This is a genomic window from Halalkalibacillus sediminis, from assembly GCF_002844535.1.
In the GTDB taxonomy this organism is placed as follows: domain Bacteria; phylum Bacillota; class Bacilli; order Bacillales; family Alkalibacillaceae; genus Halalkalibacillus_A; species Halalkalibacillus_A sediminis.
In genome coordinates, this window is record NZ_PJNH01000002.1 from 544911 (window position 1) to 558741 (window position 13831).

At 38.7% G+C, this 13831-nt stretch carries 14 protein-coding genes and 1 tRNA gene; 13 read left to right on the forward strand and 2 right to left on the reverse strand.

Going from position 1 to position 13831, the window contains the following annotated elements; translation table 11 throughout:
* Positions 1–87 precede the first annotated feature (87 nt).
* From glpK to CEY16_RS08875, 10 genes are all read left to right on the forward strand, one after another.
* The gene (glpK, locus tag CEY16_RS08830) at positions 88–1581 is read left to right on the forward strand and encodes a glycerol kinase GlpK (RefSeq protein ID WP_101331623.1); all 1494 of its coding nucleotides are present in this window, start codon (positions 88–90) and stop codon (positions 1579–1581) included.
* 14 nt (positions 1582–1595) lie between these two features.
* Complete coding sequence (locus tag CEY16_RS08835) at positions 1596–3242, forward strand: glycerol-3-phosphate dehydrogenase/oxidase (RefSeq protein ID WP_101331624.1); 1647 nt, start codon at positions 1596–1598, stop codon at positions 3240–3242.
* A 197-nt stretch (positions 3243–3439) separates the two neighbouring features.
* On the forward strand, positions 3440–4438 hold the full coding sequence (locus CEY16_RS08840; protein ID WP_101331625.1) for a tetratricopeptide repeat protein: 999 nt from the start codon (positions 3440–3442) through the stop codon (positions 4436–4438).
* Positions 4439–4520: 82 nt separating this feature from the next.
* Positions 4521–5471: a thioredoxin-disulfide reductase gene (trxB, locus tag CEY16_RS08845; protein WP_101331626.1), complete on the forward strand. Its 951-nt coding sequence runs from the start codon at positions 4521–4523 to the stop codon at positions 5469–5471.
* 431 nt (positions 5472–5902) lie between these two features.
* Positions 5903–6352: an NUDIX hydrolase gene (locus CEY16_RS08850; protein ID WP_238378821.1), complete on the forward strand. Its 450-nt coding sequence runs from the start codon at positions 5903–5905 to the stop codon at positions 6350–6352.
* Between the two features lie 21 nt (positions 6353–6373).
* On the forward strand, positions 6374–7255 hold the full coding sequence (gene rapZ / locus CEY16_RS08855; RefSeq protein WP_101331628.1) for an RNase adapter RapZ: 882 nt from the start codon (positions 6374–6376) through the stop codon (positions 7253–7255).
* Complete coding sequence (locus CEY16_RS08860; RefSeq protein ID WP_101331629.1) at positions 7256–8212, forward strand: gluconeogenesis factor YvcK family protein; 957 nt, start codon at positions 7256–7258, stop codon at positions 8210–8212. It abuts the gene before it with no gap.
* A gap of 39 nt (positions 8213–8251) precedes the next feature.
* Positions 8252–9199, forward strand: a complete 948-nt coding sequence (gene whiA, locus CEY16_RS08865) for a DNA-binding protein WhiA (RefSeq protein WP_101331630.1) — start codon at positions 8252–8254, stop codon at positions 9197–9199.
* Between the two features lie 103 nt (positions 9200–9302).
* Positions 9303–9557, forward strand: a complete 255-nt coding sequence (locus CEY16_RS08870) for an HPr family phosphocarrier protein (RefSeq protein ID WP_101331631.1) — start codon at positions 9303–9305, stop codon at positions 9555–9557.
* 74 nt (positions 9558–9631) lie between these two features.
* Complete coding sequence (locus CEY16_RS08875; RefSeq protein WP_101331632.1) at positions 9632–10168, forward strand: dihydrofolate reductase family protein; 537 nt, start codon at positions 9632–9634, stop codon at positions 10166–10168.
* 39 nt (positions 10169–10207) lie between these two features.
* Here the strand turns inward: CEY16_RS08875 and clpP are convergent, their stop codons facing one another.
* Positions 10208–10786, reverse strand: coding sequence for an ATP-dependent Clp endopeptidase proteolytic subunit ClpP (clpP, locus tag CEY16_RS08880; RefSeq protein ID WP_101331633.1), 579 nt, complete (start codon positions 10784–10786; stop codon positions 10208–10210).
* 241 nt (positions 10787–11027) lie between these two features.
* Between clpP and CEY16_RS08885 the strand changes: the two genes are divergently transcribed.
* Together CEY16_RS08885 and CEY16_RS08890 are read left to right on the forward strand one after the other, a co-directional pair.
* A tRNA-Arg gene (locus tag CEY16_RS08885) sits at positions 11028–11099 on the forward strand.
* Positions 11100–11210: 111 nt separating this feature from the next.
* Positions 11211–11570 carry a hypothetical protein gene (locus CEY16_RS08890; protein WP_101331634.1) on the forward strand — a complete coding sequence of 120 codons (360 nt, stop codon included), beginning with the start codon at positions 11211–11213 and terminating at the stop codon, positions 11568–11570.
* Between the two features lie 221 nt (positions 11571–11791).
* On the opposite strand, the gene CEY16_RS08895 is transcribed toward CEY16_RS08890, so the two are convergent.
* The gene (locus tag CEY16_RS08895; protein WP_274379933.1) at positions 11792–12904 is read right to left on the reverse strand and encodes a GGDEF domain-containing protein; all 1113 of its coding nucleotides are present in this window, start codon (positions 12902–12904) and stop codon (positions 11792–11794) included.
* 497 nt (positions 12905–13401) lie between these two features.
* Here CEY16_RS08895 and CEY16_RS08900 point away from each other — a divergent pair, with 497 nt between their 5' ends.
* Positions 13402–13830 carry an ATP-binding protein gene (locus tag CEY16_RS08900; RefSeq protein ID WP_101331635.1) on the forward strand — a complete coding sequence of 143 codons (429 nt, stop codon included), beginning with the start codon at positions 13402–13404 and terminating at the stop codon, positions 13828–13830.
* The last annotated feature ends 1 nt before the right edge of the window (position 13831 follow it).

Genomic DNA, 13831 nt, shown 5'->3' on the forward strand with positions numbered 1-13831 from the left:
GGTTTTCTATGTCTGAATCGAATGAGGATAATAGGAAACCTTTTTTAGGTTAAAATTGTATTGAATTGCGAAGGGAGCGGACCATTGATGAAAAAATTCATGATGGCGTTAGACCAAGGTACGACAAGTTCAAGAGCGATTCTATTTAATGACAAGGGAGATATGGTCGAGGTCGCTCAACAGGAGTTTGAACAACATTTTCCGAAACCAGGTTGGGTCGAGCACGACGCGAATGAGATCTGGACGTCGATGCAAAATTGTATAACAGGAGTTTTAAATAAAGCAGGAGTGGAAGCTAGTCAAATTGCAGGTATCGGCATAACGAACCAGCGAGAAACGACGGTAGTGTGGGATCGCCACACAGGTAAGCCGCTTCATCGAGCTATCGTTTGGCAATCTCGTCAAACCGAAGAAATCTGTCAGGAACTAAAAGATGCGGGTCTTGAAGATACCTTCCGATCAAAGACAGGATTACTACTCGATCCTTATTTTTCAGGAACGAAAGTCAAATGGATATTAGACAACGTTGAAGGTGCGAGAGAAAAAGCCGAGAATGGAGATCTTTTATTCGGCACGATGGATACATGGGTCATTTACAAATTAACTGGTGGAAAGACTCATGTCACAGATTATTCGAATGCCTCTCGGACGTTGATGTACAACATTTATGATTTGGAATGGGATGACGAGTTATTGGACCATCTTGGAATTCCGAAGTCGATGCTTCCTGAGGTCAAACCATCTTCTGAAATTTATGGCCATACAGTAAGTTATCATTTTCAAGGAGAAGAGATTCCGATTGCGGGTGCGTGCGGTGACCAACAAGCAGCTTTATTCGGGCAAGCTTGTTTTGAAAAAGGTATGGCGAAAAATACTTACGGTACGGGCTGTTTCATGCTGCTTAATACTGGTAAGGAGCCCGTACGTTCCGATCACGGATTATTGACCACACTCGCATGGGGGCTTGATGGAGAAGTCCACTATGCGCTAGAAGGCAGTATTTTTGTTGCAGGTTCGGCCGTACAATGGCTTCGTGACGGTCTACGTATGTTCCAAAAGTCTCCAGACAGTGAGATCTATGCTGAGAGAGTAGACTCGTCAGAAGGTGTGTATGTCGTCCCAGCTTTTGTTGGACTCGGAACTCCTTATTGGGATAGTAAGGCCCGTGGAGCGGTTTTTGGGTTAACTAGAGGTTCGTCCAAAGAACATTTCATTAGAGCGACACTGGAGTCGATCGCCTACCAGACAAAAGATGTGGTGCAGGCGATGCTTGATGATGCAGAGTTAAATCTGAAAACACTGAGGGTTGACGGAGGTGCGGTAACAAATAATTTCCTCATGCAATTCCAAAGTGATATGCTGAATGTAGAAGTAGAGCGACCTGTCGTTAACGAAACGACAGCTCTTGGGGCTGCATATTTAGCTGGATTAGCAGTCGGATACTGGGATAGTAAAGAGGAGATTGCTAAACAATGGAACCTCGATCATACGTATCAGCCCCATATGGATGAAGAGACACGTAACGAATTGTATGACGGATGGAAACGTGCAGTTAAAGCAACACAGGTTTTTACATCATAAAGGAGTGTGACCCCATGAATCTTTTATCTAACAAAAATAGAAGCCAAAATAAACAAGTTCTTGAGCAGGAGTATGACTTGATCGTAATCGGTGGTGGAATAACAGGTGCTGGAATCGCTTTGGATGCTTCCACTAGAGGGGTGAAGGTGGCTGTCATTGAAATGCAGGACTTTGCCGCTGGAACATCAAGTCGCTCGACTAAATTGATTCATGGTGGCTTACGTTATCTCAAAAACTTTGAAATTAAGTTAGTTTCTGAAGTCGGTAAAGAACGTGAGGTTGTATATGAAAACGGACCACATGTGACGACTCCTGAATGGATGATGTTACCTTTTTACGAAAAAGGGTCGTTCGGTCCTTTTTCTACCAGCATTGGTCTTCGAGTTTATGATTATTTAGCAGGTGTAAAGAAAATGGAACGCAGACGAATGCTGTCCGTTGAAGAAACATTAGAACGTGAGCCGTTACTGAATCGTGAAGGGTTAAAAGGTAGTGGCTTTTATGTTGAATATAAAACCGATGACGCTCGCTTGACACTTGAAGTGTTGAAGAAAGCGATCGACCTTGGTGCGAATGCATTTAATTATATGCGTGCAGATCAGTTCACGTACAGAGATGGCAAATTGACTGGCGTTCAAGTGACGGACTTGACCGATGGTGAAGAGCACACTTTGAAAGCTCGTTCAATCATTAATGCTACTGGGCCTTGGGTTGATGACGTAAGGTCCAAAGACCATACGAAAATGGAAAAGCATCTATTTTTAACCAAAGGGGTTCATTTGGTTTTTGATCAATCGATCTTTCCGTTGAAGCAGGCCGTATATTTCGATACCCCAGATGAGCGTATGGTTTTTGCTATTCCTCGCGATGGTAAGACATATATCGGAACTACTGATACACATTATGAAGGTGACATTGCGAATCCGACCACAACATTAGATGACCGGACATACTTGATGGGTGCGATTCATGAAATGTTCCCAAATGTTCATGTAACAGATGCTGATATCGAATCAACGTGGGCTGGTTTACGACCACTGGTACATGAAGAAGGGAAGGACCCCTCAGAGATTTCTCGAAAAGACGAGATTTTCGAATCGGACTCTGGATTAATTTCAGTGGCTGGAGGTAAGCTGACCGGCTATAGGAAAATGGCAGAGGAGTTAGTTGATCTTGTACTGAAGAGAACGAATAAAGAAAAAGATTTTCCAAAGTCAAACACAAAGAAAATCCCGATATCAGGGGGGGATGTCGGGGGTTCTAAAGGCTTTCAAACCTTTGTAAGAATTGCTCGTGAAGAAGGTCTGAATCGAGGAATTCCAGAAAACTTGATTCATAAATGGGTTCAAAGATATGGATCGAATGTGAACAAAGTGTTTGATTTCTATGATGAAGTGGACTATTTTCCGAACCATAAGAGAGAGGTTTATGCTGAGTTGATGTATGGAATGGAATATGAACTGGTCGCAGGCGTAAATGATTTCTTCAATCGCAGGACAGGGGCATTATATTTTGATGTCGATTGGGTGGAAAAGAACCGAGAAGATGTACTGAAAATCATGAAAGAGTATTTTGACTGGTCCACTGATCGAACTGAAAATGAACGAAAAAAATTGAACCAAGCGCTAAAAGAAGCAAAGGAACCAAGCCAGCATTCTTGATTGGAATGCTGGTTTTTTATGTCAGGTGAAGAATTGAATCGACTTTATTTGAGTGGATTTAAAAATATTAAGCATTGGTTAAATCCTTAGGAATAGGGTCACATCCAACTCATATTATGTTATAATTTGTAATTAGATTGTTTGAATCGGAAATCTTCGACAGAGCGTCGAAAGCGGTAGAATCTTAGGAGGCCTTTATGCAAAATACACAAACGAAGAAGGATACCACTCGAAATGTGATTCCTTTTAGACATCAAGGAGAATTTTATTTTTCGCATGGCGTCAAGGCGTTCCAGCAAAAACATTTTGAACGTGCCGAAAAGTGGATGAAGAAGGCAATAGAATGTTCGCCGAAGAATGCGCTTTATTTATGCCAACTATCTGTACTTTACACAGAGATGGGTGAATATCACCGTGCGAATGAGGTACTGCAAAAGGTCCTCGATACTAATGAGAACTTATACACGGATTGTTATTATCTTTTAGCAAACAACTATGCTCATCTCGGCCTTTTTTATGAATCGAAGAAATATGCTGACAAGTATCTGGATGTGGAAAAAGATGGAGAATTCAAAGAAGAGGTTGAAGAGTTATTATCTTTGATTGACCAAGTTTTCTTAGATGAATTGGAAGAGGACGACCTTGAATTCGAGAATGAAGATGAATTGATGATTTATCAAGAAACAGCTTTTTACCATTTGGAACATAAAGAGTGGACGAAAGCGCTCGATGTGTTGGAAGAAATGATCATGCTTTACCCTGAATATTCTCAATCAAAGCACGAATATGCATATGCGTTATTTGAAAATGGAGATCACGAGGAAGCGATAACCCTTGAAGAAGCATGGTTTGAAAAGGATGAAAAATCGCTTCACAGTATGTTGAATCTCACGTATTTTTATCATCAAACGAATCATGAGAAAGCCAATTCGTTCCAATCTTTAATAAATAATGTATACCCTACATACGAACCGCAGAAATTAAAGATGGCAATCACTTTTGCACGATGTGGCGAATATGAAAAAGCTTATCAACGTTTTCAATCGCTTCGTTCAAAGTCAGTGACGAACTACATGAGTTATTATTACTGGTTCTCTCGCACACTTGAAAAATTGGACTTTCACGAAGAGAGTCAAAAATTGTGGGAAAAGGGAATACACCGTCATCTTGATTTGAAAATAGTGTATGGTCGGTAAGATAAGCAGAAGATTTGTCGCTTTAGACGGAATTTAATATGATATAGAAGGAAGCTAAAGAGAAAACAAAGGAGTTGTAATTATGTCTGAAGAACGTATCTATGATGTGATCATAGCTGGCGCGGGACCGGCTGGTTTGACAGCTGCAGTCTATACCTCTCGTGCGAACCTTGATACATTGATGCTGGAGCGCGGGATGCCAGGTGGACAAATGGCTAACACGGAAGATGTGGAAAACTATCCAGGTTATGACCATATTCTTGGTCCTGATCTATCCAATAAAATGTTTGAGCATGCTAAGAAATTTGGAGCGGAATATGCTTATGGCGATATAAAAGAAATTATCGATGGAAAAGAGTACAAAACGATCAAAACAGGAAGTGGCGAATTCAAAACACGCTCAATCATTGTGACAACTGGCGCCGAGTACAAAAAGTTAGGTGTACCAGGTGAAGAAGAATACAGTGGACGCGGTGTATCTTACTGTGCAGTTTGTGACGGAGCATTCTTCAAAGAAAAAGAATTGTTCGTCATCGGTGGAGGCGATTCAGCAGTCGAAGAAGGTGTGTATTTAACTCGCTTTGCGAAAAAAGTGACGATTGTACACCGTCGTGATGAACTACGTGCACAGAAGATTCTTCAACAACGTGCATTTGATAATGAGAAAATCGATTTTATTTGGAATACCGAAATGAAAGAAATTAAAGAGAAAGACGGAAAAGTTGGAAGTGTCATCCTTCAAAACAATGAAACTGGTGAAGAATATGAGGCTCCGATTGAAGGTGTGTTCATCTATATTGGTATGATTCCACTCAATCAGCCAGTACAAGGCCTTGGAATTACGAATGATGAAGGCTATATTGTGACAGATGATAATATGAAAACCAATGTCCCTGGAATTTTTGCAGCTGGAGACATCCGTGACAAATTGCTTCGTCAGATCGTAACTGCGACAGGTGATGGTAGTATTGCTGCCCAGTCTGCACAGCATTATATCGAGAATCTGATGGAAGAATTAAAGGTAAGTCAGTAAGAAGTTTTAATCGTAAATGCTTCTTAATAGCGCTGTAACACGACTGAAACATTTTTAGGGTACAATAGTATTAATAATTGACCCCCTTTATTCAATATATAGCTTCATGAACACAGGTAGTGACTATAAGCTGCCTGTGTTTTTTTGTTTTATTTTAGAGGTTTGTCGATAGTTTGAGTTGTTGATTGCAAATCATTGTTGGTTTAACTGCATCTATTTAGAGGTTAACTGCACCTAAAGCAAATTTAACTGCATCTATTTGGAGTTTAACCGAACCTAAAGCATGTTTATTAGAACCTATCCAGTTTTCAAATTGGGTTCGCACAAAATTCAATATGAAACACCCGGGGTAGTAGTCATAAGTGTGTATAGGGTGTATAATAATGTAAGAGAGATGATAATACATATATGGGGTGATTACGTTGCAGCGAGTGACCAATGCTTTATTGATCGAGGGTGATCGCGTGTTATTGATAAAAAAGCCCCGGCGTAATTGGTACGCCATCCCTGGTGGAAAGATGGAGCCGTGTGAAAATATCAACGAAGCAGTACATAGAGAAATCGTTGAAGAAACCGGTTTTCATGTTATTGAAATGCAGTTGAGGAGTGTTTGTACTTTCTTGATCCACAATGACAAGGATTTAGAAGATGAGTGGATGATGTTCACTTTTTTAGTGAAGAACTATAATGGAGAACTTCTTTCAGAAACAGAAGAAGGCACACTGGAATGGGTGCCGATATCAGAGCTAGGTCGATATCCTATGGCTAAAGGTGATTATTCGATTATCAGTCATGCGCTTAATGGTGATGCTCGAGTGATGTGTGCTACTTTCCACTACTCCGAGGAATTTGAGTTAATAAAAGAGAAGATAGACGTCTAATAATGAATAAAGGGGATTGTCATGGAAGAAGCAAAAAATGTGGAACTTGTAATAATTACAGGAATGTCTGGAGCAGGAAAAACAGTCGCTGTACAAAGTTTTGAGGATTTGGGGTACTTTTGTGTAGACAATTTACCACCTGCATTGCTTCCGAAATTCATCGAATTGATGAGAGAAAATAGAGAGAACAAAAAATTAGCAGTCGTCATGGATTTAAGAGGTCGTGAGTTTTTTGACGCGCTTTATGAAACATTGGATAAATTGGGAGAAGAAGATTGGATTACAGAACAGATTCTATTTTTAGATGCCGATAATCAAGCACTAGTCTCCCGTTATAAAGAATCACGTCGCTCCCATCCATTAGCACCTAATGGGTTGCCTTTAGAGGGGATCAAGAAGGAACGTGAAATTTTAGATGAGTTGAAAGGTCGCGCTCAAATTATCATCAACACATCTGACTTAGCAGCAAAAAGTTTAAAAGAGCAGATCATTAAACGTTTTAAAGAGAAAAAGCAAAACGTATTTTCTGTTCAAGTCGTTTCGTTCGGTTTCAAGCATGGGGTACCGATTGATGCAGACCTAATGTTCGATGTGCGATTCTTACCAAATCCTCATTATGTTGAATCGATGAGAGATCTTACAGGACTTAATCAAGAGGTTTCTTCATATGTTTTCAAGTGGAAAGAAACACGCAAATTTTATAAAAAATTGATCGATTTGCTGATGTATATGCTTCCTTATTATGTACGGGAAGGAAAAAGCCAATTAGTGATTGCTATTGGTTGTACAGGCGGTCAACATCGCTCTGTAGCATTAGCCGAAAAAATTTCTGAAGCGATTCAAAAAGAGTACACCTCTCACGTGTACCATCGTGATATAGAGAAGAGAAAGGGAAAGAAATAGATGACCAATGTGAATGGGCCGAAGGTTGTTGTTATCGGCGGGGGAACAGGTTTACCAGTTCTATTGAGAGGCCTTAGACAATTTCCGATCAACTTATCAGCCATTGTCACTGTCGCGGATGACGGTGGGAGTACAGGACGCTTGAGGAATGATTTATCCATTCCAGCTCCTGGAGATATAAGAAAAGTCATCGCCTCAATGTCAGACGTCGAGCCCACACTTTTGAAATTGCTCGAACACCGTTTTGATAATGGGGATGGACTATCTGGTCATTCTTTAGGGAATTTGATTCTTGCTGGGATGACCAATGTCACTGGTGACTTTTATAAAGGAATAAAAGAAATATCAAAGGTTTTCAACGTCAAAGGGAGGATTTACCCTATTGCGAATGAAAACATGTACCTAGTGGCAGAATTCGAAGATGGAACTGTTGTACGTGGGGAATCAAGTATTGCGGAAGTAGGAAAACCGATTAAAAGGGTTTTCTATGAGCCCTCGCAGGTCCAACCACTGCCTGAAGCGGTGAAATCAATCGAAAACGCTGAATTGATTGTCATAGCACCGGGTAGTTTATACACGAGTATTTTGCCGAATTTAATTTCCCCGGAAATAAAAAATGCATTAAAACGAACGAAAGCCAAATCTGTTTACGTATGCAACATTATGACTCAACATGGAGAAACGAGTCACTATAAGGCATCGGACCATATTCACGCGATACATAGACATGTAGAAGACGAGTTCATGGATATGATTATTATGCATTCGAATTCGATTGAACAGGATATTCGAATGGAGTATGCGAAGCAACAAGCTGAACCGGTGCAGTGCGATGAAGATAACCTTCGCGAAATTGGCGTCGAAGTTATTCAAGGAAATATCGCAAATCTGCAAAAAGACGGTACATTGAAGCACAATGAGCATAAAATCGCAAAAATACTTTACGAGTTGTTATAATTAAAGGATAGAAGTTTTAAAGAATGAAGGAGAATGATTATGTCATTCGCATCAGAGACCAAAAAAGAATTGACGAACATAGAGATTGACGACTGTTGCAAATCATCTGAATTAGCTGCTTTGATTCGTATGAACGGATCATTATCTTTTTCGAATCAGCAATATATTTTAGATGTCCAGACGGAAAACGCAGCGATTGCTAGAAGAATTTATACACTGATCAAAAAGCTGTACGATTCTCCTGTAGAGTTGTTAGTGCGGAAAAAAATGCGTCTGAAAAAGAACAATATCTATATAGTTAGAATGTATGAGGGTGTTAAAAGCTTACTAACTGATCTAGAAATATTAGAAGAGCCTTTCACTTTCAAGAGGAATATCTCTGAAAGGTATTTAGAAAAAGACTGTTGCAGGAAGTCTTATCTGAGAGGTGCATTTTTAGCAGGCGGATCTGTTAATAATCCTGAAACGTCCTCTTACCATTTGGAGATTTTCACATTTTATCAGGAGCATAACGAAGCACTATGTGAATTGATGAACAAATATCGCTTGAATGCGAAGACTCATGAACGCAAAAAGGGTTATATCACTTATTTAAAAGAAGCGGAAAAAATAACTGAATTGCTTATTTTAATCGGTGCTCACCAAGCGTTATTAAAATTTGAAGATATCCGTATTCTCCGCGATATGCGTAACTCCGTGAACCGGATTGTCAACTGTGAAACAGCGAACCTGAATAAAACGATTGGCGCCGCATTCAGACAAGTGGAGAACATTAAATATATCGATCAAACGGTCGGTTTAGAGTCCTTACCAGAAAAACTGAGAGAAGTAGCCCAGTTGCGTATTGACCACCAAGATGTTTCGTTGAAGGAACTTGGTGAGTTATCTACCAACGGGAAAATCAGTAAGTCAGGGATTAACCATCGTTTGAAGAAAATTGATGAGTACGCCGAGAAATTAAGAAAAGGTGAACTCTTGGAAAACTAGTCATCAGGCGTTGTTCAAATGGTTAAAATCATGTATAATGAAGCAAATAAAAACGCTTACAATCTTGTGAAGAAAACCACTTGAATGGAGAGGGGTAGAAGTTTTGGTTGAAAAGGAAATTACGGTTAAACTAGAAACAGGACTGCAAGCCAGACCTGCTGCAAAGTTCGTACAAGAAGCAAATCGATATTCCTCTGATATTTTCTTAGAAAAAGACGGGAAACGTGTAAACGCAAAAAGCATCATGGGTGTTATGAGTTTAGCAATCGGCTCCAATGAAGTAGTTGCGATCAGCACAGAAGGACCTGATGAAGATCAGGCGCTAGAATCTTTAATTACTTTAGTTGAAAGTGAATAATTGTGAGTTAATGTGCACGGACTAATCAGGGCCGTGCGCATTTTTTAATCCAAAATAAGTGGGAGGGATTTGACTTGGACTCTAACAGAAAAGTCATTTTGTTCATTGCTACAAGTTTGGATGGGTTTATTGCTGACCCTGATGGTGGAATCGAGTGGTTACAAAAAGCAGAAAGTGTTGGTAATGGTGATAATGGATTTGGAAGGTTTTACGATACTGTGGATACCCTTTTCATGGGAAGAAAAACGTACGATCATCTTATGACTTTAGTCGATGAATTTCCTCACCAAGATAAAGAAGCTTATGTATTTACACGATCCGATCGAAGTACGGAAGAGCATGTGAACTTTGTGGATCAAGATATGCCTACCTTTGTTCAAAACTTGAAGCAACAAGAAGGAAAGAATTTGTGGTTGGTGGGAGGCGCGGATTTGACTGATGAGTTCATGCAGAATCAGTTGATTGACGAGATGATCATTACGATAATCCCGGTGGTCTTAGGAAAAGGAATCCCGCTGTTCAAATCAACGGACTTTTCATATGACTTGGAGTTACATTACACGGAACGGTTCGGTGACTTCATGCAACTTCACTATAAAGTAAAAAAATAGACTACCGATCAATTCGGTAGTCTATTTATGTGCTTTCAATTATTTTTGCATTACATCGTCAACTAAGCCATATTCTTTCGCTTGTTCAGCAGTCATGAAGTTGTCACGATCTGTATCGCGCTCAATGATTTCCATTGGTTGACCTGTGCGTTCGGAAAGAATTTTATTCAATTTCTCGCGCATTTCAACAATGCGTTTCGCATGGATTTGAATGTCACTAGCTTGACCTTGCGTACCACCTAATGGTTGGTGAATCATTACTTCACTGTTTGGTAGTGCGTAACGTTTTCCTGGTTCACCCGCTGCAAGTAGGAAAGATCCCATAGATGCAGCCATACCAACACAAATAGTTGATACATTAGGTTTAATGAACTGCATAGTGTCGTAAATAGCCATTCCAGCTGTAATCGATCCACCTGGTGAATTGATGTATAGTGAAATGTCTTTATCCGGATCATCTGCAGCTAAGAATAACATCTGAGCAACGATGGAATTTGCCACATTGTCGTCTACAGGGCCTCCAAGCATGATGATACGGTCTTTAAGTAAGCGAGAATAAATATCGTAAGCACGTTCTCCGCGGTTTGTCTGTTCAATGACTGTAGGTATTAAGTTCATAAAAAATATGCCTCCCTTATTCCTTATCTTTGATTTAACATCTTTATCTTACTTGATTGGTCAATAAAGGTCAAACAAAATGTTCACCTTTTACTATATGCACCTTTAACAATTTTCCCAACATCAAAAGCAAATAAACGTAGCAATTACTACAACATTATCATATGTCAGTGAAAATCAGAAAAGACGAGCTTGAATTATATTTGTAGAAAACGTATAATTACTATTGCGATTTAAACACGCCCTCGTGGTGTAATGGATAACACGCAAGATTCCGGTTCTTGTAATGAAGGTTCGACTCCTTCCGAGGGCATACATAGGTGTTTGAAGGTCACTTTTAAAACCTTTAGAATCTCCCTAATCCCTTTAATATCAAGGGTTGGGGAGATTTCTTATTTTTCGAGTCTACGGAGGAGGTTATACGATGGGGTACATATTATTAATCATTAACACAATAATCATTATATTTTCCTATTGGTTTGTGACGGGGGGATATGACTATTTATGGGATTTTAATTCAACATTAGAGGAAATTATGTTAGCCATAATTTTTTTGGCTGTCATTTATTTGGTGTTTTGGGGTATGGTTGGTGTAATAAAAAAAAGAGCCCCACACTTGTTCAAAAACACACTGGTTTGGTTGGCAGTAACTCCTAATATTATTGTTGCAATTCTATTATTTGTGAACGCCTACTATACATCGCTGGGGGTATATTCAGCTTTTTTGGGACTAACTGTTTTAGTTTCTGTGGTAGTAATCCCTACATTGATTAATAAAATCTAAAAGCATCAATTTTTACCCCCACGATTTGAAGGTGGCCTGTTGCTTTTCCGACTGACAAGATGTGTTAGTGTCGACGTTGGTCACAGGACGTGACCGAACCAAGTCGACCCGCAGGAGTCTCGCGTTTTTTCTATATCAATGATAAATACAACAATGAGCTTTAACAGAGCCTTTCTTATAAATAACATTGTTTGCGAAGGGGGCATGTCCGTTTAGAGAAGTTATACTTTAATGTACTCTTCACTTTCTTTAGATGAGAAGGAAACTTTGTTTCTACCCGTTTGTTTTGCTCTATATAACGCTTGATCTGCCTCTTCTATAAGCATTGAGGGTCTTTCGGTTGTTTCGTTGTAGCTGGCTACCCCTATAGAAACTGTGATTGAAATGGCTTGACCTGTAGTCAATTCAAATGAATAATTTTTGACTGCTGATCGAATTTTTTCGCTTAAATCTGAGGCTCTTTTTAAGGGACAATCTAAGAGAATGATTGTGAATTCTTCTCCACCATTTCGACTAACGATATCATATGGTCGAACAGTATTTTTTAAGATTTTACTCAAATTGATAAGTACTTGGTCGCCCTCTTTATGTCCATAAGTATCGTTCACTTTCTTGAAATGATCGATATCAATATATAATAGGGAGAGGCTCTCACCTTTTTCCTCTGCTTGAGTACTAATAACGTTAAACGTTTCATCAAACCTCCGGACGTTATGAAGTCCTGTTAATCCATCAGTAGCTGCCTCAGATTTGTATTTATACAAAAGCCTGTGGCTTCTCCGGACAAACTCGACCGTGTAGAATGAAACAAAACCAGCAAAGTATGAAATGATCCAGTAAGAGACAATCAAAACGAACAATCGATCAAAATTGGGTAATAGGTAAGAAATAAAAGCTGCAAATATAATATTGGAAGCTGTTATTGATAGAAAGATCTTTTTCTTCTTAGATAAAGAAAGTCTTATGATTAACAGTGTTGCAGCAGTAATAAGTATGATTAAAGCAAAAGCAAAAAAAGCAGACATAGTAAACCCTATTAAAAAACGCCCCAAAATAATGCAAGTCATCGTGATAATTGCTGGGATGGCGCCACCATAATAAGTTACCATAATAACGGGGATATGGCGTAAGTCGATGAACGTCTGGTTAATTTCAATACTATATAGCATGAGAATGTTGCTTAAAATACCTCCAAGCATACCCACTATAAATTTACTTCTCAATGGTGAAGTAAGGGTCAAGGGTGTAGAAGAGGTTGATTGAGTATATAAAAATATTGCTGAAATCAAAATTGCGAAATTAGATAAAAGCTCTTTAAGTATTATGTGAATCACCTTTATTCAGTTAAAACTTTTGTTTAATAATATAAGCTACCAAAATGAAATGTTTGTTTTATTGTAAACAGAGTAATGAACAATAAAATGACTAGTTACATATTATACAATTTTAAGAGAGGGTCAAACGTTAACAGTTTGAACATTTAGTGACTTAAAGATAGAAAGCATTACAACTATGTTTGCTAAGTGATCGCAACCACATGAAGAACATCAATATACAGAGGGGTTGCATTAGAATAATGAAAAAATGCCGCTTAATATGATAGTATTTGTAGCTGAATCATATAAAAGGTTGATTATCTGAGTAAATCGAATTAATAATAGTGGTGATTATTCATGCAAAATCATTCAATGACTGATATACTTCAAAGGTAAGAAAAAAGAACTATCTTAAATGTACTAAAATAGGCTATGTTGAATAGTTTTAATTATCAGCACATTGGGTACAATTTTTAAGACTAACTAAAATACTTACTAATGAGGTATATACTTAAATGTTAAAAAAACGCATGTACATGTTGCAGGACCTGCCAGATTTCAAGATCGTAAGAAAAGATTTGAATCCAAAGCTTGTTCAATACTTCTATGAAGACCAAATGTTGGTTGACCTAGCTATTTATGAAGCATATACAAATGCGTTCATTCACGGTAATAAAAGAAATACTGATAAAATGATTCAAATTACCCTCTTATTTTTGCATCATTCGATGATTATTCGGGTAAGGGATGAAGGAGAAGGATTTTCTCATAAGCAAGTGAAGGAAAAAGCAATGAAAAGAGTGAATGCTCCTCTTGAAGACCAATTGGATCACGGAAGAGGATTAATCATAATGCACCAAATGATGGATAGTTTGCATTTTTCCTCTTCAGGGAATGAGGTCATCATGAGAAAGTGGTATACTTCTAATCGTAAAGGGGATTAAC